The sequence below is a fragment of the Vibrio japonicus genome (assembly GCF_024582835.1).
Lineage (GTDB): Bacteria > Pseudomonadota > Gammaproteobacteria > Enterobacterales > Vibrionaceae > Vibrio > Vibrio japonicus.
In genome coordinates this window covers 2,047,274-2,066,827 of the sequence record NZ_CP102096.1, presented here as the reverse complement: position 1 = coordinate 2,066,827, position 19,554 = coordinate 2,047,274, and the positions used below count along the sequence as shown (strand labels likewise).

Genomic DNA, 19,554 nt, shown 5'->3' with positions numbered 1-19,554 from the left:
AGTTACTATGCATCACGAATCTCCTATTAAACGTCGCCCATCGACACGTATTTATGTGGGTGATGTACCTATTGGTGATGGCGCGCCAATTGCGGTGCAGTCCATGACAAACACCAGAACAACAGACGTAGAAGCGACTGTTGCACAAATCAAATCACTGGAAAATGTGGGCGCGGATATTGTGCGTGTTTCTGTACCGACAATGGACGCAGCCGAAGCATTTAAGTTGATTAAACAGCAAGTGAATATTCCTTTGGTTGCCGACATCCATTTCGATTACCGTATCGCGCTGAAAGTAGCGGAATACGGCGTGGACTGTCTACGCATTAACCCAGGCAATATTGGTAACGAAGACCGCATTCGTGCTGTTGTTGACTGCGCTCGTGATAAAAACATCCCGATTCGAATCGGCGTCAACGGTGGTTCTCTGGAAAAAGACATCCAGATGAAATATGGCGAACCTACACCTGAAGCTCTGGTCGAATCAGCAATGCGCCATGTGGACATTCTTGATCGCCTGAACTTTGAACAGTTTAAAGTGAGCGTTAAAGCATCGGACGTATTTCTTGCTGTGGACTCATACAGACTATTGGCGAAGAAAATCGACCAACCTCTTCACTTAGGTATTACAGAAGCGGGCGGTGCACGCGCTGGCGCGGTTAAGTCATCGGTTGGCCTTGGTATGCTATTGGCAGAAGGTATCGGTGATACACTGAGAATCTCTCTTGCGGCCAACCCTGTAGAAGAAATCAAAGTCGGTTTTGATATTCTTAAATCTCTGCGCATTCGTTCTCGCGGCATTAACTTCATTGCATGTCCAAGCTGCTCTCGTCAAGAATTTGATGTTATTGGCACGGTGAATGCCTTAGAAGAACGCCTAGAAGACATTATTACGCCAATGGATGTGTCCATCATCGGTTGTGTTGTGAATGGCCCAGGTGAAGCTGAGGTTTCACATCTAGGCTTAGCGGGCAGTAACAAGAAGAGCGCTTTTTACGAAGACGGAAAACGTCAGAAAGAGCGATTTGATAACGATGATCTTGTTAGCCAGCTCGAAGCAAAAATTCGTGCGAAAGCAGCGGTAATGGACGAGCAAAACCGCATAGACATTAAAGTACAAGACTAAATATTCTCAACGAAGATTACGGTAATTATCGTGGCAAAAACTATTCAAGCAATTCGAGGCATGAACGACTGCCTCCCAACTCAATCTCCACTGTGGCAAAAACTTGAGAACACAGTAAAAAATGTAGTCAGCGCTTATGGTTACAATGAAGTGCGCATGCCAATCGTTGAGATGACACATCTATTTAGCCGCGCAATCGGTGAGGTTACGGACGTTGTAGAAAAAGAGATGTATACGTTCGAAGATCGTAACGGTGACAGCTTAACCTTGCGCCCTGAAGGTACGGCTGGCTGTGTGCGCGCTGGTATCGAAAATGGTTTGCTGTACAACCAAGAGCAACGCTTATGGTACATGGGCCCTATGTTCCGTCATGAACGTCCGCAAAAAGGTCGCTACCGTCAGTTCCACCAATGTGGTGTGGAAGTATTCGGCCTAGATGGTCCTGATGTTGATGCAGAGCTTATCATGATGACTGCTCGCCTATGGCGCGAGTTAGGTATCGACAAGCACGTGCGCCTTGAGCTGAACTCAATCGGTTCTCTAGAAGACCGTGCTAACTACCGCACAGCATTGATCGAGTTCCTAGAGCAGCACATGGATATCTTAGATGAAGACTGCAAACGTCGCATGCACACCAACCCTCTACGAGTACTGGATACTAAGAACCCAGACATCCAGGCGGTTTTAGGTGATGCTCCTCGATTATCTGACTACTTAGGTGATGAATCTAAACAACATTTTTCTGGTTTGTGTGAACTTCTTGATGCGGCAGGTATCGAATACACAGTCAATGAACGTCTCGTTCGCGGATTAGACTATTACAACCGCACAGTATTTGAGTGGATCACTGAAAGCTTAGGTGCACAGGGTACAGTGTGTGGCGGTGGTCGCTATGATGGTCTTGTTGAGCAGCTTGGCGGCAAAGCAACACCAGCCGTTGGCTTCGCGATGGGCCTTGAGCGTTTGGTTCTGATGCTAGAAACATTAGAGCTGACCGACGTTCGCCGCAGTGTTGACGTATACATGGTAACCGCAGGTGAAGGCACTATGATGGCGGGCATGAAGCTAGCGGAACAGCTACGCGAACAAGTACCAGGTCTGCGAGTGATGAATCACTTCGGTGGCGGTAACTTTAAGAAGCAATTTAAGCGTGCGGACAAAGTGGGTGCAGCAGTTGCGCTAGTGCTTGGTGAAAACGAAGTGGCTGACAATACTGTAGTACTGAAAGACCTTATCGGTGGTACGCAAGAGACTTACAGCCAGTCAGACGTTGTCGCTAAACTCGCTGAATTGATTTAAATAACATATTCCAGAAGTGGCGAGCTTAATTCGCCACTTTTTTAGATTTAAGAGGACAGGAAGTGGAACTCTACGATTCTGAAGAACAACAAGTAGAAGCGATCAAAGATTGGTGGAAAGAAAACGGTAAAGCAATCATTTTGGGTGCGGTTATCGGTTTAGGTGGCCTGTTTGGTTGGCGTTACTACCAAGATTCTGTCACTGCAGCGCAAGAAGCAGCATCAGAGAGCTACACGAAAGCAGTGCAAGAATTAGCTGCAAAAGGTGCTGACGCAGAAAGCGATGTGCAAAGTTTTATCGATGCAAACAGCGAAACCCAGTATGCGGTGTTAGCCGCGCTCCAGCTAGCGAAAGTGCAGGTTGAAGCAAGCAACATTGATGAAGCTCTAGCACAATTAGAGTGGGCAAAAACGGCGACAACTGATCAAGCGCTTTTGGCTGTAATTTACTATCGCCTTGCGCGAGTGAAAGCTGAGCAGAATGAATTTGACGCAGCTCTATCTGAGTTAACCAACATTTCTGATGAAAGCTGGGTAGGTCGCGTTGCGGAACTCCGTGGTGATATCTTACTACGTAAAGGCGATGTTTCAGGCGCTTACACGGCTTACACGGAAGCACAGCAAGCTGGCGATGCTAGCCAAACACTTCAAATGAAGTTGGATGACCTAGCCAAATAAGGGTGCATAGCATGAAGGGAATGCTTAAAAAAGCGCTAGCTGTAGCAATATGTGCTGGAGTACTGGCAGGCTGTGCAAGCGAAGAAGATACCGTCATCATGGCTCCGGTTCCAAGCGTAGACAACGAGTTTACTCCGAAGAAAGTTTGGAGCACATCGGTTGGCGATGGTGTTGAACATTATTATTCAAAGCTCACGCCAGCTTATGGTTATGGCAAAATATTTGCAGCGAGTCGTGATGGTGTAGTGAAAGCACTAGACCCTGAAACAGGCGCATTACTGTGGGAACAGGATCTCGAGCAAGATGTACCAGCTCGCTTAGCAGGTGGTATCACTACGGGATACAGTCAGATCTTTATTGGCAGTGAAAATGGACAAGTTCTCGCACTGAATGAAGAAACAGGCGAAGTAAACTGGCGTGTGGATGTCGATGGAGAAGTACTTTCTGCACCGGCAACAGACAGTAACTTAGTGATTGTAAGTACTGATAAAGGCATTTTACTGGCGCTAAATCAGGAAGACGGAAGCCAGAAGTGGGCAATTAGTACCGAAGTTCCAAATCTCACTCTGCGTGGCAGTAGTGCACCTGTTGCTTTCTCTGGCGGTGTATTTTGGGGAACAGCTAATGGGCGACTTGCAGCGGCTGTCGCAGAACATGGTCAGCTAATTTGGCAACAGCCAATTGGTTCACCGCAAGGGGCAACTGAAATCGACCGCTTGGTCGATGTGGATGCATCGCCACTTGTTCTGGGTGGGGCTTTGTACATTATTGGTTTCAATGGTCAGCTGACAGCGATTGATTTGCGTTCAGGCAAACCCGTTTGGAAGAGAAAGTACTCTTCAGCGACAGACCTAGCAAGTGATGGTAGTCGTTTGTTTGTGGTGACAGATAAAGATCACTTGGTCGCATTCGATGCGCGAAGCGGTACTGAACTGTGGTCAAACGATAAGCTAGAGCACCGATTACTAACAGCACCAAAGATGGTCAATGAGTACCTGGTAGTTGGTGATAGTGAAGGTTATCTATACTGGATTGATCGAATCAGTGGTGAGTTTGTTTCTAAGCAAGAAGTAGACAGCAGTGGTTTTGCTGTACCGCCATTGGTTGTGCCGGGCGGCTATGTAGTTACCACTCGCGATGGCGATGTAAAGAAACTGACGATCAACGAGTAATCGTGTGATATAATTCACATTCGGCTCCTAGCTGGTAACAGTTGGGAGCCGTTTTATTGATAGAAGATAAATGAAAACTGTAGTTATAGGTAAACACTGGTCAGCTGACAAGTCATTACCTATAACTACATAAGATAGAATATTGTAGAGGTTGTTATGGTACCTGTTGTTGCTCTGGTAGGGCGTCCAAACGTTGGTAAATCAACGTTGTTTAACCGATTGACTCGCACACGTGACGCTTTGGTTGCGGACTTCCCTGGCTTAACGCGTGACCGTAAATATGGTCAAGCTAAGCTTGGAGAACACGAATTTATCGTTATCGATACTGGCGGTATTGATGGCACTGAAGAAGGTGTTGAAACCAAAATGGCAGAGCAGTCACTTGCGGCGATTGATGAAGCGGATGTTGTGCTGTTTATGGTAGATGGTCGCGCGGGCTTAAACCCTGCGGATATCGCGATTTCAAACCACCTGCGTAAGATTGAAAAGCCATCTATGCTGGTTGTTAACAAAGTAGATGGTATTGATGCAGACGCGGCGTCAGCAGATTTCTGGCAGCTAGGCGTAGAAAGCATGTACCAAATCGCTGCGGCACATGGCCGTGGTGTGGGTGCGCTGATTGATCGTGCGCTTAATCCTTTTGCTGAAAAAATGGCAGAAGAAGCGTTGGGTGAAATTCAAGACCTGACCGACTTTATTGACGAAGAAGAAGAGAAGCTGGACTACACCGAAGAAGAAGCGGAAGCCGAGTTTAAGCGCCTTCAGGATCAGCCAATCAAGCTAGCGATCATCGGTCGTCCAAACGTGGGTAAATCAACCCTGACTAACCGTATTTTGGGTGAAGAGCGTGTGGTTGTGTACGATATGCCGGGTACAACGCGTGACTCTATCTACATCCCAATGGAGCGTGACGGTCGTGAGTACGTACTGATCGATACCGCGGGTGTTCGTCGTCGTAAACGCATCAACGAAACGGTTGAAAAGTTCTCAGTGGTTAAAACACTGAAAGCGATTGAAGATGCGAACGTTGTACTCGTTGTAATCGATGCTCGTGAAAATATCTCAGACCAAGACTTGAGCCTATTAGGTTTTGCCTTGAACGCTGGTCGCTCGATTGTGATCGCAGTGAACAAGTGGGATGGTCTAGATATAGACGTGAAAGAACACGTGAAGAAAGAGCTAGACCGCCGTTTAGGTTTCGTCGACTTTGCGCGTATTCACTTTATTTCTGCACTGCACGGCACTGGCGTAGGCCACTTGTTTGAGTCAGTACAAGAAGCGTACAAGTCGGCAACGACACGTGTGGGCACATCGGTTCTGACGCGTATCATGAAGATGGCGACAGACGATCACCAGCCGCCATTGATTCGTGGCCGTCGTGTGAAATTGAAGTACGCACACGCGGGTGGTTACAACCCACCTATCGTGGTTATTCACGGTAACCAAGTTAATGAACTACCAGATTCATACAAACGTTACCTGATGAACTATTACCGTAAGTCTTTGGAAATTATGGGTACACCAATCCGTATTAACTTCCAAAGCAGCGATAACCCGTTTGAGAACAAAACGAGCAAGATGACTCTATCTCAGGAGCGTAAACGCAAACGCTTGATGGGTATGATGAAAAATCGTAAAAAATAACGAATGAGTTAATTGTTAAAGCGCCTTAGAATTCTAGAGGCGCTTTTTTTATGCTGGAAGGAAACAATGCAAGTAACACCAACCATCACACAGTTTTGCCATAATATCTGGCAGCTAGACTCCAAAGTTTTGCTTATTACACAAAGCAATCATCAGACGTTAGTCGTAACCGAGAAAACCCCGTTTCACCCAGTTAGCCATATCTGGCCGGATCATCCAGCAGATAAAGGCTACCTCAATGAGTTTGAGGTGATCGATTGTCAGGTCGGTGCGGTTGAAAGCGAGAGTGGTCAGTTATTTGTGGGAGAAGCAATCCCGGTTAAGCGCAATGAACAAGGCTGGGTATTTGTGGTGGTGCATTGTCTTGCTGGTAGCGTGGACAGCGTGCAAGTGGGTAACACGGTATCGCTGCAAGTGGATAAAGCCTATCAAGACGCGTTAAGTCGAGGTCATAGCGCTGGCCATATCGCTTACCTCGCGCTGAACAAAGTGCTTAACGAAAATGGTTATTGGCGAAAAGATGCCGACCGTAAAGATCCACATGGTCACTATGATTTTAATAGCTACGCGCAAGTGACGAGTTTTGTTACGCCTGACGAATGCCATGATACTTATCGTTTAGGCAAAACTCTGCGTAAAAGAGGGCTTAACAGTGCAGATATGTTAGCGAATCTGGAGAAGTTACAGACGTTGGTTAATCAGCAAGTGGCTTCTTGGTTAGCATTAGGCGTAGAGATTTCTATGGATTGTCATGGAGAGACACTGACAGACTCACGCTACTGGCATTGTGATTTAAACGAAGGAGAAGTTGCGGTGATCCCATGCGGTGGCACTCATGCTCAAAGCCTAAACGACTTCGGTGAGATTCAGGTTGTTTTACGCCAACTCGATGAGCAAAACATCGAAATGCTAACCCGAGTAAAACCTCACTAATTGAATACCCAAGATCATAAATGCCCGCATAGTGCGGGCATTTTGTCTCTGTTTATCACTTGCTAAGTCGATCACCACATACCGAGTAGCTTCCACCAAGCACCACCAATAAAGAAGAACACCGGAATTACGATCAGCGAGAAGACAAAACCAATTTTCCACCAATTCTGTAGTGTGTGGAAACCTGCACCAAACAGAATTGGGGCTGGGCCTGATGAGTAGTGTGTCGTAGACATATATAGGTTGCTGAAAATACCCAGGACGATAGCGGCCAACATTGGAGGCGCGCCCGCGGCAATAGCGATAGCCAAAAATGCTGAGTACATCGCGCTGATGTGCGCCATCGCGCTCGCCATCATGTAATGGCTGTAGTAGTAAACCAGCAGTAAGATAGCTAGGGTAGTAACCCAGCCGTAGCCAGAAAGTGAGCTGCCAATCATGTCACCAAACCAGCCGATGAAACCGAGCTTGTTGAGCTGAGCGGCCATCATCACTAACACCGCAAACCACGTAATAGTGTGCCACGCTTCTTTCTCTTGCAGTACCGCATCCCAAGTAATGGTGCGGGTTATCAGTAAGAACACTAAGCCTAATAGCGCCGTTACCGTTGAATGGATTCCCAGAGTTGGGCCCAGCACCCACAAACTCACCATACCGATGAACGTGATACACACCATCCATTCATCGCGGGTCATCGCGCCCATTTCCGTTAGTTTTTGGCGTGCGATTAAACGCATCTCTGGGGTTTTCTTCAGCTCTGGTGGGAAGACTAAGTACATCACCAATGGGATTAAAAACAAACATATGATCCCAGGAACAATCGCTGCTAACGCCCAAGCGCCCCAAGTGATCTCCACTCCTTGCTCTTTAGCGAAGTTCGCTGCCAGCGGGTTACCTGCCATAGAGGTCAAGAACATCGCACACGTGATCGCGTTACATTGGAAAATACATTGCACCAAGAACGCACCGATTTTGTTCTCCGTGCCTTTTTCTGGGTCAGAGTCGTAAGCGTTTGCTACGGAACGAAACAGCGGTGAAATGATACCGCCACAACGAGCGGTGGTACTTGGCGTCGCAGGAGCAAAAAGTAAATCCGTCAGCACTAGGCCGTAAGCCAAGCCCAAAGAGCTGTTACCGAGTTTAGAGATAAACCAGTAGCCGACGCGGCGACCAAAGCCGGTACTGATAAAACCGCGAGAAATGAAAAACGCAGCCGCTATCATCCAAATTGTAGGGTGGGCAAAGCCAGTCAGTGCGGTTTTGATTGGCAGTACATCCAGCAGCGTAGCGGCCGTCAATCCCATCAGTGCCATGGCACCCAGTGGTAGCGGCGCGATGATTAAGCTCAGTACCGTCACAACGAAAATCGTCATCATGTGCCAAGCCTGCTCGGTGAGTCCTTCTGGAACGGGCATGAACCAGAGAACGACTCCGACAAGCACCAAAGAAAGCAATCGAATATTGGTTGAAGTCAGCATAGAAACCTCCTTAAGATTTCCTTCTAACTTAACGATTAACCAGCAGCCAAACCTGTGTTAAATCAACAAAAAATCCGCTTGAAGAGGGTTTGATAGAACAATCAAAAGCAGTCCGCACCTTCGATGAAAAAGGTTTGAGATAAGAGCGATAGAATTAATAAAAATCATAAACGTCATGAGTGGGATCTTTTTCAATTTCGCGGTGGTCTACACTGATTTCATTACAATAAATTCGTATTCTAGGCGGCATGGTTCACCGAGTTGCCGAATCTATGGCCGTACGTAAATTTCCCCATTCTTTTACCATGCACTTAACGCTACTTTTATGTGGTGCATTAACTTTGAGTTCGATTGGCTGGTGGTTGGTCAGCACACAACGCTTAAACCAAGTGCTATTGGATCAAGTGGCGCTGCGTGCTCAAGTTCAATCGCAGCAGTTGGCAAAGCTGCCTAGTTTGCTAAATGCCGTGGAAAATAGAGACCATCAGGGTGTTAGCAAAATCATTGATGTACTGCAAGAAATGACGGATGCCGACTTCATCACGGTCAGTGAGCAAAACGGTATTCGTTTGGCTCATCCAGTTGAAGACCGGATTGGTCTCCCTGTGGTGGGCGGAGATATCGAAAAGGCCCTGACGACAGGGGAATCATATCTCTCGCACGGTGTAGGTTCGTTAGGGCCGTCGGTGCGTTACATTTCACCTTTGCTCAATCAAGATGGTGAGATTATTGGCATGATCAAAGTGGGTTACTTGAAGCAATCCATGGCCATTCTCAATGAGGAAACTTTATCACCGTTAATCCTATTTGCCATTTTAACGTTTACCCTCTCCGTGATTGTCGCTTGGCGATTTTCCGGATACATCGGCGATAAAATGCAGCATTTAGAACCTTGGCAACTTAGCCAGGCACTCAAAACGAACCAAGGGGTGCTACAAGCGGCCCACGAAGGGATCTTGGCTGTGAACGGGAAACAGGAAATTTATGTCATGAACGACTCGGCAAAGCGGTTACTTGGAATAAAAGAGCTAAGTACATCTTGTCAGTTATTCACTGCTTTGATCGATGACCAGAATGTATTTTCCCTACATGGAGAAGACTTCGTCGATAAGCTGGTTCGTGTAAATGGCCGTAATCTCGTGGTCACTAGAGTGACGCTCAAAAGTCACGATAAGGTGCAGTCTGGTGCCGTATTTAGTTTGCGAACTCAGCAAGAACTGCAGTTACTTTCCAACAAGATCAGCCAAGTTAGTCACTATTTAGAATCGCTGCGTGTGACTCGTCACGAGTACCAAAACAGGCTCTCTACACTCGCGGGTATGCTGCAGTTGGGATTCATTGAGCAAGCCCTGAGTTTAGTACTGGCGCAGTCGAAAACCAATCAAGCGAGCATGGATAGCGTGAAACAACTGCAGTCCTTACCCCTCATCTCCGGCTTGATATTGGCGAATGTGGGAAAGGCCGCTGAAAAGGCGATCGAAGTCGATTTGGATGAGTTAGAAGGGTGGAGTCAGTTACCTGAACAGTTGAATGAGGAGCTACTCAGCTCATTGATCGGGAACCTAATGAGTAACAGCATTGAGGCGGTAAGCACAGCCCCTAGTGGGAAGGTGCGCGTCATCATGTATGAAACGAATACCGAGCAAGTGCTGGCGGTATCAAATAATGGCCCAGCAGTCCGTGTCGGTCTTGATGTGTTGTGTCAGCTTGGTTATACGACCAAAGAAGACTTTCAGGATCATGGTATTGGCCTACACCTAGTGCAAAGTATCGTAGAAGAGGCTGGAGGACACATGGAGCTAGACAGTGATGAAGATGAAACCTCATTCACGGTCTATTTCCCAAGGAGAAAAGATGTTTAATGTATTGATTGTCGAAGATGACAAAGACATTGCGGCGCTGCATGCTCATTTTATTCAGAAAGATGAACGCTTTCAGGTGGTGGGGATCGCGGCAAGCATTGATAAAGCGAGAGAAATGAGTTCTGTCGCCCATGTCGACTTGTTGATTGTCGATAACTATCTGCCGGATGGGTTAGGGGTAGAGCTAGTTCGGGAGTTGTTACTGCTGCCTAAGCGATCCGAGTGTATTCTAGTTACGGCGGCGAATGATGTTGAAACCGTGCAAAAAGCCCTGCGTTATGGCGCTCTCGACTACTTGGTTAAGCCTTTGGATTACAGCCGACTCAAACAGAGTCTGGATAAGTTCTGCCTAGTAAAACAAACTTTTAACGAAGGCACGTGTTTAGCCCAAGGGGTGGTCGATGCACTGTTTCGCAGCAGTCAGACTTCAAAAAAGTATACCTGCACAGATGAGTACACCTTAAACCAAGTTATTGCGCAGTTTCACCATGCGAATGTAGATAAAACCGTTAGTGAAGTCGCCCAATCTTTTGGTATCAGTAAAAGTACTGCTCGTCGCTATTTAGATAAAGCCGTCGAAAACGGTGATTTAATTGCGTTTCTTGAGCACGGGAAAGTAGGGCGGCCGACTCGAATTTATCGACGTCCGGAATGATGACTAGCCTTACTAATCAGAGAGAGGAAAGCTCAAACCGCAGTGTTGTTCGTCGTCTTTGTTATGTCATCAAATCGAAATACATAGGATTGTAAATCAATTATTTCTCCAGGCGATCTTTTTATGAAAAGCTTTAAAATTCATTTTTAATACCACGTATTGGAATTTAACTCTATTTTAAATTCAAATACAGGATATGTAACTTATGCTTTCGGTATGTGGTTATATAAATGTTCTTTTAAGGGCAGATCGCTGATCATAGTGGCTTTTACAGATGATCGCATAACGATCATTGCTGGTTTTTTGACTTAAAATGAGAAAGATTCAGTGTGACTCGGTGGTTATGATGAAGATCATAGTGAGAGAAAAGAAGAATCGTTAATTTAGATATGGCTAATTTAGTAGTGAAGAGATGAGTCGGTATGGATGAGAACAAATGCCCAGAATGTGATGTCGAGTTGGAGAAGTTACAAGCGTGTGGCGCAGCGAATTACTTTTGTAATAGCTGTAATGAACTGAAGTCTAAGTCACGTGTTCGCTTTGAGTTTCACAAACTCGTAGACTAAACGACTGTTGAACGAATTTCGCCTTCAGATAAGCGGGTGATTAGGGTGTCGCCCGTTTTGGTGTCGCTTGCTTTAGTAATCACTTTGCCAGACTCGCTTTGCGTAATGGAGTAACCACGCTTCAGCGTTGCCAACGGGCTTACTGTATCTAGCTTTTCTGCTGCAAGCGCAAGTTGATGTCTGGTATTGAGCAGTTTCCTATCCATGGCATCCAGCAGTTTCTGTTCTAGGTACTGAAGAGAAGACTTTTGCTCGTTGAGTCGTTTTACTGGCGAGTGAAGTTGGAGTTTGTACTGTTGGCGCTCGACTTTCTGTAAACGTGAAGCAATAAAATGATCCATCGAACGTTGCAAGCGGAGTTGTAACTCATCCAATTGTTGGCTTTGACGCTGCAGTTGATGGCTCGGATGCTGCCTTTCCAAGCGGTGAGTCAAAGAGGTACATAACTTGGTTTGTTGGCTGATGTAATAACGCATTGCACTCATCAGCTTTTGTTGACGCGCGACAAACGCTTGCTCTTTGTGGCTGTTGTCGCGGCTCACCAGTTCAGCAGCAGCAGAAGGCGTTGGTGCACGCATGTCTGCCACGAAATCAGCGATAGTGACGTCAATTTCATGCCCAACCGCACTGATAATAGGAATCTGGCTGGCTGCTATAGTTCTAGCCACGATCTCATTGTTAAAGCACCAGAGATCTTCCAATGAACCACCGCCACGGCCAACAATTAACACATCACATTCATTACGACTGTTTGCGCGCCCGATTGCTTGAGCAATTTCAATGGCGGCTGTATCACCCTGAACGGTAGTAGGGTATACCACGACAGGTAGAGATGGGTCACGACGTTTTAACACATCAAGAATGTCGAAAAGTGCCGCACCAGTTTTTGATGTGATCACGCCAACGCGCTTTGGATGTTCAGGTAATGAGAGCTTGCTGGTTTGAGCGAATAATCCTTCCGCGGCCAGCTTTATTTTCAGCTCTTCAAACTCTTGTTGCAGACGCCCATCACCTTCAGGCTGCATACTTTCGATAATTAATTGATAGTCACCACGAGGCTCATAGAGTGAGAGGCGCGCTTTGACTAGGACTTGATTACCGTTAGCGGGTTTGAAAGTAACACGACGGTTATTGCCACGGAACATGGCGCATTTTACTTGAGCGCGAGAGTCTTTGAGAGTGAGATACCAATGCCCTGAAACAGGTGCAGAGAAATTAGAAATTTCGCCAATCAACCAAACAATACCCATTTCATTTTCAAGTAACAGACGGACTTCTGCATTAAGACGTGAAACAGTGAAGATATTTTGATTGGTCTGAGATGGCACAGCTAATCTCGCGGACATAGGTATGGAAATTAGCGGCAATATAATACATAGCAAGGGGGTGAATGCAAGAAAAAAATTAAAAAAACTTGTAGTCAAGCGATTGCTATAACCGTATAATCCCTCCGCAATATCTAATCCAAATGTAGCTTGCTAACCAAAACTCGCTACCCTCATTATGCGAAACGATGAGACTTTGGATTGTTCTTTTTACTCCTCTAATTGTGAGATATTGCAAATGCTAAGAATTGCCAAAGAAGCGCTGACATTCGATGACGTACTACTTGTGCCAGCACACTCCACCGTTCTCCCAAACACAGCTGATCTTCGCACTCAGCTGACAAAGAAAATTACTCTGAATATTCCAATGATTTCTGCGTCTATGGATACGGTGACGGAAGCTCGTCTCGCTATCGCACTAGCACAGGAAGGTGGCATTGGCTTTATCCACAAAAATATGTCTATTGAGCAGCAAGCTTCTGAAGTTCGTAAAGTTAAGAAATTCGAAGCAGGTGTTGTATCAGACCCTGTCACGGTGAACCCAGAAGCAACTATCGCTGATGTTGTTGCTTTGACTGAAAAGCACGGCTTTGCGGGTTTCCCTGTAGTAACAGAGCACAACGAACTAGTGGGTATCATCACTGGTCGTGACGTTCGCTTTGTGACTGATTTATCTAAGAAAGTTTCTTCGGTAATGACGCCTAAAGAGCGTCTGGCTTCTGTAAAAGAAGGTGCAACTCGTGAAGAAGTTCAAGAGAAAATGCACGAAGCGCGCGTAGAAAAAGTATTGGTAGTGAACGATGAGTTCAAACTAACCGGTATGATCACCGCAAAAGACTTCCACAAAGCAGAACGCAAACCAAACGCATGTAAAGATGAGCGTGGCCGTCTACGTGTTGGCGCAGCCGTTGGTGCTGGTGCCGGTAACGAAGAGCGTGTTGCAGCGCTAGTTGAAGCAGGCGTTGATGTACTACTTATCGACTCTTCTCATGGTCACTCTGAAGGTGTTCTAAACCGCATCCGTGAAACTCGCGCAGCTTACCCAGATCTAGACATCATCGGTGGTAACGTAGCAACTGGCGCAGGCGCGAAAGCACTGATAGACGCTGGCGTAAGCGCTGTGAAAGTTGGTATCGGTCCTGGTTCTATCTGTACGACTCGTATCGTAACGGGTGTTGGTGTTCCTCAAATTACAGCAATTGCAGATGCAGCTGAAGTGGCGAACGAGCACGGTATTCCAGTGATCGCTGACGGCGGTATCCGCTTCTCTGGTGATATCTGTAAAGCAATCGTAGCGGGCGCTTCATGTGTGATGGTTGGCTCTATGTTTGCGGGCACAGAAGAAGCGCCGGGCGAAGTGATTCTTTACAACGGTCGTTCTTACAAAGCATACCGCGGTATGGGGTCTTTGGGCGCAATGTCTCAAGGTTCTTCTGACCGTTACTTCCAGTCTGATAACGCAGCAGACAAGCTTGTACCAGAAGGTATCGAAGGCCGTATTGCATACAAAGGTCGCCTAAAAGAGATCGTACACCAGCAAATGGGTGGTCTACGCTCAAGCATGGGTCTAACTGGTTCTGCAACGATCGAAGCTATGCGTACGAAAGCTGAATTTGTACGTATCTCTGGTGCAGGTATGGCAGAGTCTCACGTACACGATGTTCAAATCACTAAGGAAGCACCAAACTACCGTTTGGGTTAATCGTCGATAAGAGAGGTTTTGAATAGGAACCTCTCGGCGTAAACGTTTGCTTTTTCCTTGAAGCATTAATAAGAGGCGAGTACACTCGCCTCGGTTTTAATCACTTAGCCTTAAAAGACTGCTCAAAATGACTAAAAATATCCATGACCAACGTATTCTGATCTTGGACTTCGGTTCTCAGTACACTCAATTAGTTGCTCGCCGCGTACGTGAAATCGGCGTTTACTGTGAACTATGGAGCTGGGATGTAGAAGAAGCGGATATTCGCGAATTCAACCCAGATGGCATCATCCTATCTGGCGGCCCAGAAAGCGTAACGGAAGAAAACTCTCCACGCGCTCCTCAATATGTATTTGACTCAGGTGTTCCTGTTCTTGGTGTATGTTACGGCATGCAAACCATGGCAGAGCAGCTAGGTGGTAAAGTTGCTGGTTCAAACGAGCGTGAATTTGGCTACGCACAAGTTAAAGTTTCTGGCGAATCAGCGATCTTCAAAGATCTAGAAGAAACGCAAGACGTTTGGATGAGCCACGGTGACAAAGTCGTAGAAATCCCAGCAGACTTCGTAAAAGTCGGTGAGACAGATACGTGTCCTTACGCTGCGATGGCGAACGAAGAGAAGAAATACTACGGCGTTCAGTTCCACCCAGAAGTGACACACACGAAAGGCGGCACGCAAATGCTTGAGAACTTTGTTCTTGGCGTATGTGGTTGTGAGCGTCTATGGACATCTGAATCTATCATCGAAGACGCAGTCGCTCGTATTAAAGAGCAAGTGGGTGACGATGAAGTTATCCTAGGTCTTTCAGGTGGTGTGGATTCATCAGTCGTTGCTATGCTGGTTCACCGCGCGATTGGCGACAAGCTAACGTGTGTATTTGTGGATAACGGCCTGCTTCGTTTGAACGAAGGTCAGCAAGTAATGGATATGTTTGGCGACAAGTTCGGTCTAAACATCATCAAAGTTGACGCAGAAGATCGTTTCCTTGACGCGCTAAAAGGCAAGTCTGACCCTGAAGATAAGCGTAAAACTATCGGTCACGTATTCGTAGACGTATTCGATGAAGAATCGAAGAAGCTGAAAAACGCGAAATGGCTTGCTCAGGGTACGATCTACCCAGACGTAATCGAGTCTGCAGCATCTAAGACTGGTAAAGCGCACGTGATCAAATCACATCACAACGTGGGCGGTCTACCAGAAGATATGGCAATGGGTCTAGTTGAGCCACTACGTGAGTTGTTCAAAGATGAAGTTCGTAAGATTGGTCTAGAGCTAGGTCTTCCTTACAACATGCTTTACCGCCACCCATTCCCAGGTCCAGGTCTAGGTGTTCGCGTTCTTGGCGAGATCAAGAAAGAGTACTGTGATTTGCTACGTCGTGCTGATGCTATCTTTATTGAAGAGCTTCACGCTGCAGACCTATACGACAAAGTATCTCAAGCGTTCACGGTATTCCTACCAGTTCGTTCTGTAGGTGTAATGGGCGACGGTCGTAAGTACGACTGGGTTGTATCACTGCGTGCAGTTGAAACCATCGACTTTATGACTGCGCATTGGGCACACCTACCATACGACTTCCTAGGTAAGGTATCTAACCGCATTATCAACGAAGTGGACGGCATTTCACGCGTTGTTTACGATATTTCTGGTAAGCCACCAGCAACGATTGAGTGGGAATAATTCCCCCAGCCGGATACGCCTGTTACTAACAGGCTCTAAATCAAATCTAAGTCCGCGTAATTGCGGACTTTTTTGATCTAGTATCGAGCTATCGCTTTCTGTGTTATCTAGAACATAGCCATGTTGTTTCTCAACGTGCTAAAAACTTAGGCCCGCTTTCTTTTTCTACCTCACACTTCGCTTTTTACTTTTGGCTCAAGGTAACATTTTCCTTGTTACACAATGTGCAAGAGTATTTATTTGTCACGTTTGTCTCGAAGAACGAATTCTGTTTGCTCGGGCTTTTTTCTGTATGAATCACTATATGAATGGATATTCAATACATGTAGTTTATTTACGGAGAATTAGACATGTTTGCATTCAAGCACCTTCCTCTTGCCATAGGCTGTATCTTGGCATCCCATGCGCACGCGAGTATGAATATACAACCTGATCCAGAAAATCCTACTGGTTATGTGATTGCTCGTAGTGATATTCAGACGGTCGAGAAAAGTAAAACCTCAGCCCCTATGTACGCGACTTGGGCTAAAGCGTTAGAAACGCGCCCGAATACTGTCGTTGAGGCTATTGTTCCGGGTGCAGCAAGCAACCCGGAAAACGTTAAGCGTGTAGAGCGAGTCTTCCCAGAAAGTGAGTGGAACTTTCTAACGCAAATGGCAGCACCTGAATATACTTATACTCGCTTTTTGCGTGCGGTTGGTAAGTTTCCCGCATTCTGTGGAGAGTACACCGATGGTCGTGATTCAGATGCCATTTGTAAGAAGTCGATCATTACCGCTTTTGCCCATTTTGCGCAGGAAACTGGCGGGCATATTTCAACCGATAACCACTGGGATAATCCGCTAGGTTTAGAAGAGTGGCAACAAGCCTTAGTTCACGTTCGTGAAATGGGTTGGTCTGAAGGACGAGAAGGTTACACCACAGGTTGTGGCCAGAACGATTGGCAAAACAAACGCTGGCCTTGTGAACCGGGGCAGGGGTATTTTGGGCGTGGCGCGAAGCAGCTGTCATATCACTTTAACTACGGTGCATTTTCTGAAGTGATGTTCGACGGCGATGCGACCGTATTGCTGAAAAATCCGGGTTTGGTTGCCGACTCTTGGTTGAACTTAGCGTCGGCAATTTGGTTCTTCTTAACGCCTCAAGCGCCTAAGCCAGCAATGCTACATGTGATTGACCGTACTTGGACGCCATCTCAGCGTGAACTTGATGCGGGCATTGGTTACGGTTTTGGTACCACAATTAACGTCATTAACGGTGGTATCGAATGTGGTGCACAGAATAAAGACAAAGGTCAGCCAGTTAACCGAATCCGATACTGGGAGGGTTTGGCGGCACACTACCAAATTCCAATCGAAGCTGACGAGAAGAACACTTGTTGGCAACAAACCCCATACGGAAGCATAAACCTCAATGGTGCTACGGATGTGCTGTACACCAACTGGGATGGCAACTGGAAATACTATCCAGACCGCCCTGGTAACTTCTCATTTGAATGTGAACTGGTGGGTTTCCAAACTGCATACTCAGCATTAGTTCCAGGTGATTATGAGAAGTGTGTTACCAACTTTTATGAGTCGCACGCTAACTGGCCGGAAGTGCGCATTGTCGATAAGTTAGACCCTGTTAATCCGGGAGAACCAACGATTCCACCAGTTAACGGTATTGCAAACTGGGAAGCAAACAAAGTTTACGTTGGTGGCGATCGTGTGTCATACCAAGGTGTGGTTTATGAGGCTAAGTGGTGGAATCAGGGAGATCAGCCGACAAAAGGTGGTCCTTGGGAAGCCGTATCAGGCACACCTACTGAGCCACCAGTAACTAAACCGCCCGTTGTTGAACCACCAGTGACGGAGCCGCCAGTAACAGAACCACCTGTTACAGAGCCCCCTGTGACTGAACCGCCAGTTACTGAGCCAGAGCCGCCAATTACTGGCAACTTTATTCAGTGGGAGCCGGGTGTGACTCAGATTGCCAACGGTGAGAAAGTGACCTATCAAGGTAAATGCTTTGTGACGAAAAATGGTCCAGGTGTATGGGAAACACCAACGCAGAGTAATTGGTTCTGGGACGAAATCTCTTGCCAATAATCAGTAAGCGCGATAACTAATTGTAAAGACCCTACTTTTTGAGTGGGGTCTTTTTTTGTTTGGATTTTCATGTGATTTGCGAAATCTAAGTTTGCACTAACGGCTTTTCTCTTTTGTAAATAGCTCGATTAAAATCCGCGCGTAAATTTTATTAACTTTTTTTAAAGGTGTGCAAAATGTCAACAAAACTGGCAAATCCGGCTCCATTAGGTTTAATGGGCTTCGGTATGACCACAATCCTGTTAAATATCCACAATGCAGGTTTTTTCCCAATTGATTCAATGATTCTAGCAATGGGGATCTTCTACGGTGGTCTTGGCCAAGTGCTTGTTGGCATGATGTGCTTCAAGCGCGGTGACACATTCGGTACTACTGCGTTTACTTCTTACGGTCTGTTTTGGTTGACGTTAGTTGGCCTTATCGTCATGCCTAAAATGGGGCTTCCTGCGAGTCCAGAACACTTTATGGGTTGGTACCTAGCGCTTTGGGGTATTTTTACAGGCTTCATGTTTATTGGTTCTCTTTGCTACCCAACGGCAAAACAAATTGTGTTTGGTTCACTAACGCTACTGTTCTTCTTGCTTGCAGCGCGTGATTTTACAGGTAGTGAATTTATCGGCACGATTGCTGGTATCGAAGGTATCTTCTGTGGTGCTAGTGCAGTGTACTTCGCTATGGCACAAGTACTAAACAATGAGTTTGGTCGTGAAGTGTTACCTGTGGGTAGAGCTAAAATCGCTCGTAAAGTTGAAGCAGTAGCGATGGCGTAACTGCCAAATTTATTGGATTTGAAAGCGGATCTCGGGGTCCGCTTTTTTTGTGTGTGCATCATCGTCGTAAGTGGGTATCAACTGATTGGGAAACGTTCAATTGTGTTATTCGGATGGTGACTCATACATCTAGCAACAACAAACAAAGGGGTTAGCCATTGGTTAACCCCTTTGTCGTTGCAACTCCTGGTAGTACCGAACTTTCATGTTTTTAAAGGGAAATTTCTGGCACAAGAATGCTTGGATTTAAACGAATTCGATCTACTCACCGAGGCTACATAAGAGAAGTGTTGATGTCCTTTTTTTTATCCCAATAAGTTTTGGTTAATTTGGTCGTGTTTGGTGTTTATTTTGTGTTTTTATTTATTTTCCTTCTTTTATTTTGCCTTCGTGGTGCTTTCTTCTGTTGTTGGTTTTATGTTGCAAATTGTTATTGAATTGTGATCCATGGGTGGGTGTTTTTGAGGGGAGGTGTTTTTAATTTTTGGTTATTTGAATAACTTTTGGTTTCTGTCGGAAGCCATTGCTTTGGCTATTATCTAGATAATCAATAGTGAATGAGTCGCCATGAGCA

14 protein-coding genes and 1 pseudogene are annotated in these 19,554 nt (G+C 46.2%); 13 read left to right on the top strand and 2 right to left on the bottom strand.

Annotated features, from left to right (window positions below; genetic code table 11):
* Positions 1–7 precede the first annotated feature (7 nt).
* The 6 genes from ispG (at position 8) to NP165_RS09730 (ending at position 6,851) form a co-directional block, all read left to right on the top strand.
* The gene (gene ispG / locus NP165_RS09755; RefSeq protein WP_257083781.1) at positions 8–1,126 is read left to right on the top strand and encodes a flavodoxin-dependent (E)-4-hydroxy-3-methylbut-2-enyl-diphosphate synthase; all 1,119 of its coding nucleotides are present in this window, start codon (positions 8–10) and stop codon (positions 1,124–1,126) included.
* A gap of 30 nt (positions 1,127–1,156) precedes the next feature.
* Positions 1,157–2,425, top strand: coding sequence for a histidine--tRNA ligase (gene hisS, locus NP165_RS09750; RefSeq protein ID WP_257083780.1), 1,269 nt, complete (start codon positions 1,157–1,159; stop codon positions 2,423–2,425).
* 62 nt (positions 2,426–2,487) lie between these two features.
* Positions 2,488–3,102 (top strand): YfgM family protein, encoded by a 615-nt coding sequence (locus tag NP165_RS09745; RefSeq protein ID WP_257083779.1) that lies wholly within the window; start codon positions 2,488–2,490, stop codon positions 3,100–3,102.
* 11 nt (positions 3,103–3,113) lie between these two features.
* On the top strand, positions 3,114–4,274 hold the full coding sequence (gene bamB, locus NP165_RS09740) for an outer membrane protein assembly factor BamB (protein ID WP_257083778.1): 1,161 nt from the start codon (positions 3,114–3,116) through the stop codon (positions 4,272–4,274).
* 156 nt (positions 4,275–4,430) lie between these two features.
* Positions 4,431–5,918, top strand: coding sequence for a ribosome biogenesis GTPase Der (gene der / locus NP165_RS09735; protein ID WP_257083777.1), 1,488 nt, complete (start codon positions 4,431–4,433; stop codon positions 5,916–5,918).
* Between the two features lie 66 nt (positions 5,919–5,984).
* Positions 5,985–6,851, top strand: a complete 867-nt coding sequence (locus NP165_RS09730) for an alanyl-tRNA editing protein (protein WP_257083776.1) — start codon at positions 5,985–5,987, stop codon at positions 6,849–6,851.
* A gap of 71 nt (positions 6,852–6,922) precedes the next feature.
* Here the strand turns inward: NP165_RS09730 and NP165_RS09725 are convergent, their stop codons facing one another.
* On the bottom strand, positions 6,923–8,329 hold the full coding sequence (locus NP165_RS09725; protein ID WP_257083775.1) for a DASS family sodium-coupled anion symporter: 1,407 nt from the start codon (positions 8,327–8,329) through the stop codon (positions 6,923–6,925).
* A 272-nt stretch (positions 8,330–8,601) separates the two neighbouring features.
* On the opposite strand from NP165_RS09725, the gene NP165_RS09720 reads away from it, so the two are divergent.
* The 3 genes and pseudogenes from NP165_RS09720 to NP165_RS09710 form a co-directional block, all read left to right on the top strand.
* Positions 8,602–10,191: an ATP-binding protein gene (locus NP165_RS09720; protein WP_257083774.1), complete on the top strand. Its 1,590-nt coding sequence runs from the start codon at positions 8,602–8,604 to the stop codon at positions 10,189–10,191.
* Positions 10,184–10,846 carry a response regulator gene (locus NP165_RS09715; protein WP_257083773.1) on the top strand — a complete coding sequence of 221 codons (663 nt, stop codon included), beginning with the start codon at positions 10,184–10,186 and terminating at the stop codon, positions 10,844–10,846. The genes NP165_RS09720 and NP165_RS09715 overlap by 8 nt, the downstream gene beginning before the upstream one ends.
* 437 nt (positions 10,847–11,283) lie before the next feature.
* Positions 11,284–11,412: pseudogene (locus NP165_RS09710) on the top strand (YfgJ family double zinc ribbon protein); the annotation flags it as partial.
* On the opposite strand, the gene xseA reads toward NP165_RS09710, so the two are convergent.
* Entirely contained in the window at positions 11,409–12,758 is a 1,350-nt protein-coding gene (gene xseA / locus NP165_RS09705; RefSeq protein ID WP_371133668.1) for an exodeoxyribonuclease VII large subunit, read from the bottom strand. The pseudogene NP165_RS09710 and the gene xseA sit on opposite strands and share 4 nt — an antisense overlap.
* Positions 12,759–12,975: 217 nt before the next feature.
* On the opposite strand from xseA, the gene guaB reads away from it, so the two are divergent.
* From guaB to NP165_RS09685, 4 genes are all read left to right on the top strand, one after another.
* Entirely contained in the window at positions 12,976–14,439 is a 1,464-nt protein-coding gene (gene guaB / locus NP165_RS09700; protein WP_257083772.1) for an IMP dehydrogenase, read from the top strand.
* Positions 14,440–14,566: 127 nt separating this feature from the next.
* Entirely contained in the window at positions 14,567–16,120 is a 1,554-nt protein-coding gene (gene guaA, locus NP165_RS09695; RefSeq protein WP_257083771.1) for a glutamine-hydrolyzing GMP synthase, read from the top strand.
* Positions 16,121–16,470: 350 nt separating this feature from the next.
* Positions 16,471–18,210 carry a chitinase gene (locus NP165_RS09690; RefSeq protein WP_257083770.1) on the top strand — a complete coding sequence of 580 codons (1,740 nt, stop codon included), beginning with the start codon at positions 16,471–16,473 and terminating at the stop codon, positions 18,208–18,210.
* 176 nt (positions 18,211–18,386) lie between these two features.
* Positions 18,387–18,980 carry an acetate uptake transporter gene (locus tag NP165_RS09685; protein ID WP_257083769.1) on the top strand — a complete coding sequence of 198 codons (594 nt, stop codon included), beginning with the start codon at positions 18,387–18,389 and terminating at the stop codon, positions 18,978–18,980.
* Positions 18,981–19,554: the final 574 nt, after the last annotated feature.

What these genes read in the sequence shown, in the direction of transcription:
- NP165_RS09725 (WP_257083775.1), bottom strand. Translation starts at nt 8,329, where the DNA reads ATGCTGACTTCAACCAATATTCGATTGCTTTCTTTGGTGCTTGTCGGA.
- NP165_RS09730 (WP_257083776.1), top strand. Translation starts at nt 5,985, where the DNA reads ATGCAAGTAACACCAACCATCACACAGTTTTGCCATAATATCTGGCAG.
- NP165_RS09685 (WP_257083769.1), top strand. Translation starts at nt 18,387, where the DNA reads ATGTCAACAAAACTGGCAAATCCGGCTCCATTAGGTTTAATGGGCTTC.
- NP165_RS09690 (WP_257083770.1), top strand. Translation starts at nt 16,471, where the DNA reads ATGTTTGCATTCAAGCACCTTCCTCTTGCCATAGGCTGTATCTTGGCA.
- ispG (WP_257083781.1), top strand. Translation starts at nt 8, where the DNA reads ATGCATCACGAATCTCCTATTAAACGTCGCCCATCGACACGTATTTAT.
- guaB (WP_257083772.1), top strand. Translation starts at nt 12,976, where the DNA reads ATGCTAAGAATTGCCAAAGAAGCGCTGACATTCGATGACGTACTACTT.
- NP165_RS09715 (WP_257083773.1), top strand. Translation starts at nt 10,184, where the DNA reads ATGTTTAATGTATTGATTGTCGAAGATGACAAAGACATTGCGGCGCTG.
- guaA (WP_257083771.1), top strand. Translation starts at nt 14,567, where the DNA reads ATGACTAAAAATATCCATGACCAACGTATTCTGATCTTGGACTTCGGT.
- xseA (WP_371133668.1), bottom strand. Translation starts at nt 12,758, where the DNA reads ATGTCCGCGAGATTAGCTGTGCCATCTCAGACCAATCAAAATATCTTC.
- NP165_RS09720 (WP_257083774.1), top strand. Translation starts at nt 8,602, where the DNA reads ATGGCCGTACGTAAATTTCCCCATTCTTTTACCATGCACTTAACGCTA.
- bamB (WP_257083778.1), top strand. Translation starts at nt 3,114, where the DNA reads ATGAAGGGAATGCTTAAAAAAGCGCTAGCTGTAGCAATATGTGCTGGA.
- der (WP_257083777.1), top strand. Translation starts at nt 4,431, where the DNA reads ATGGTACCTGTTGTTGCTCTGGTAGGGCGTCCAAACGTTGGTAAATCA.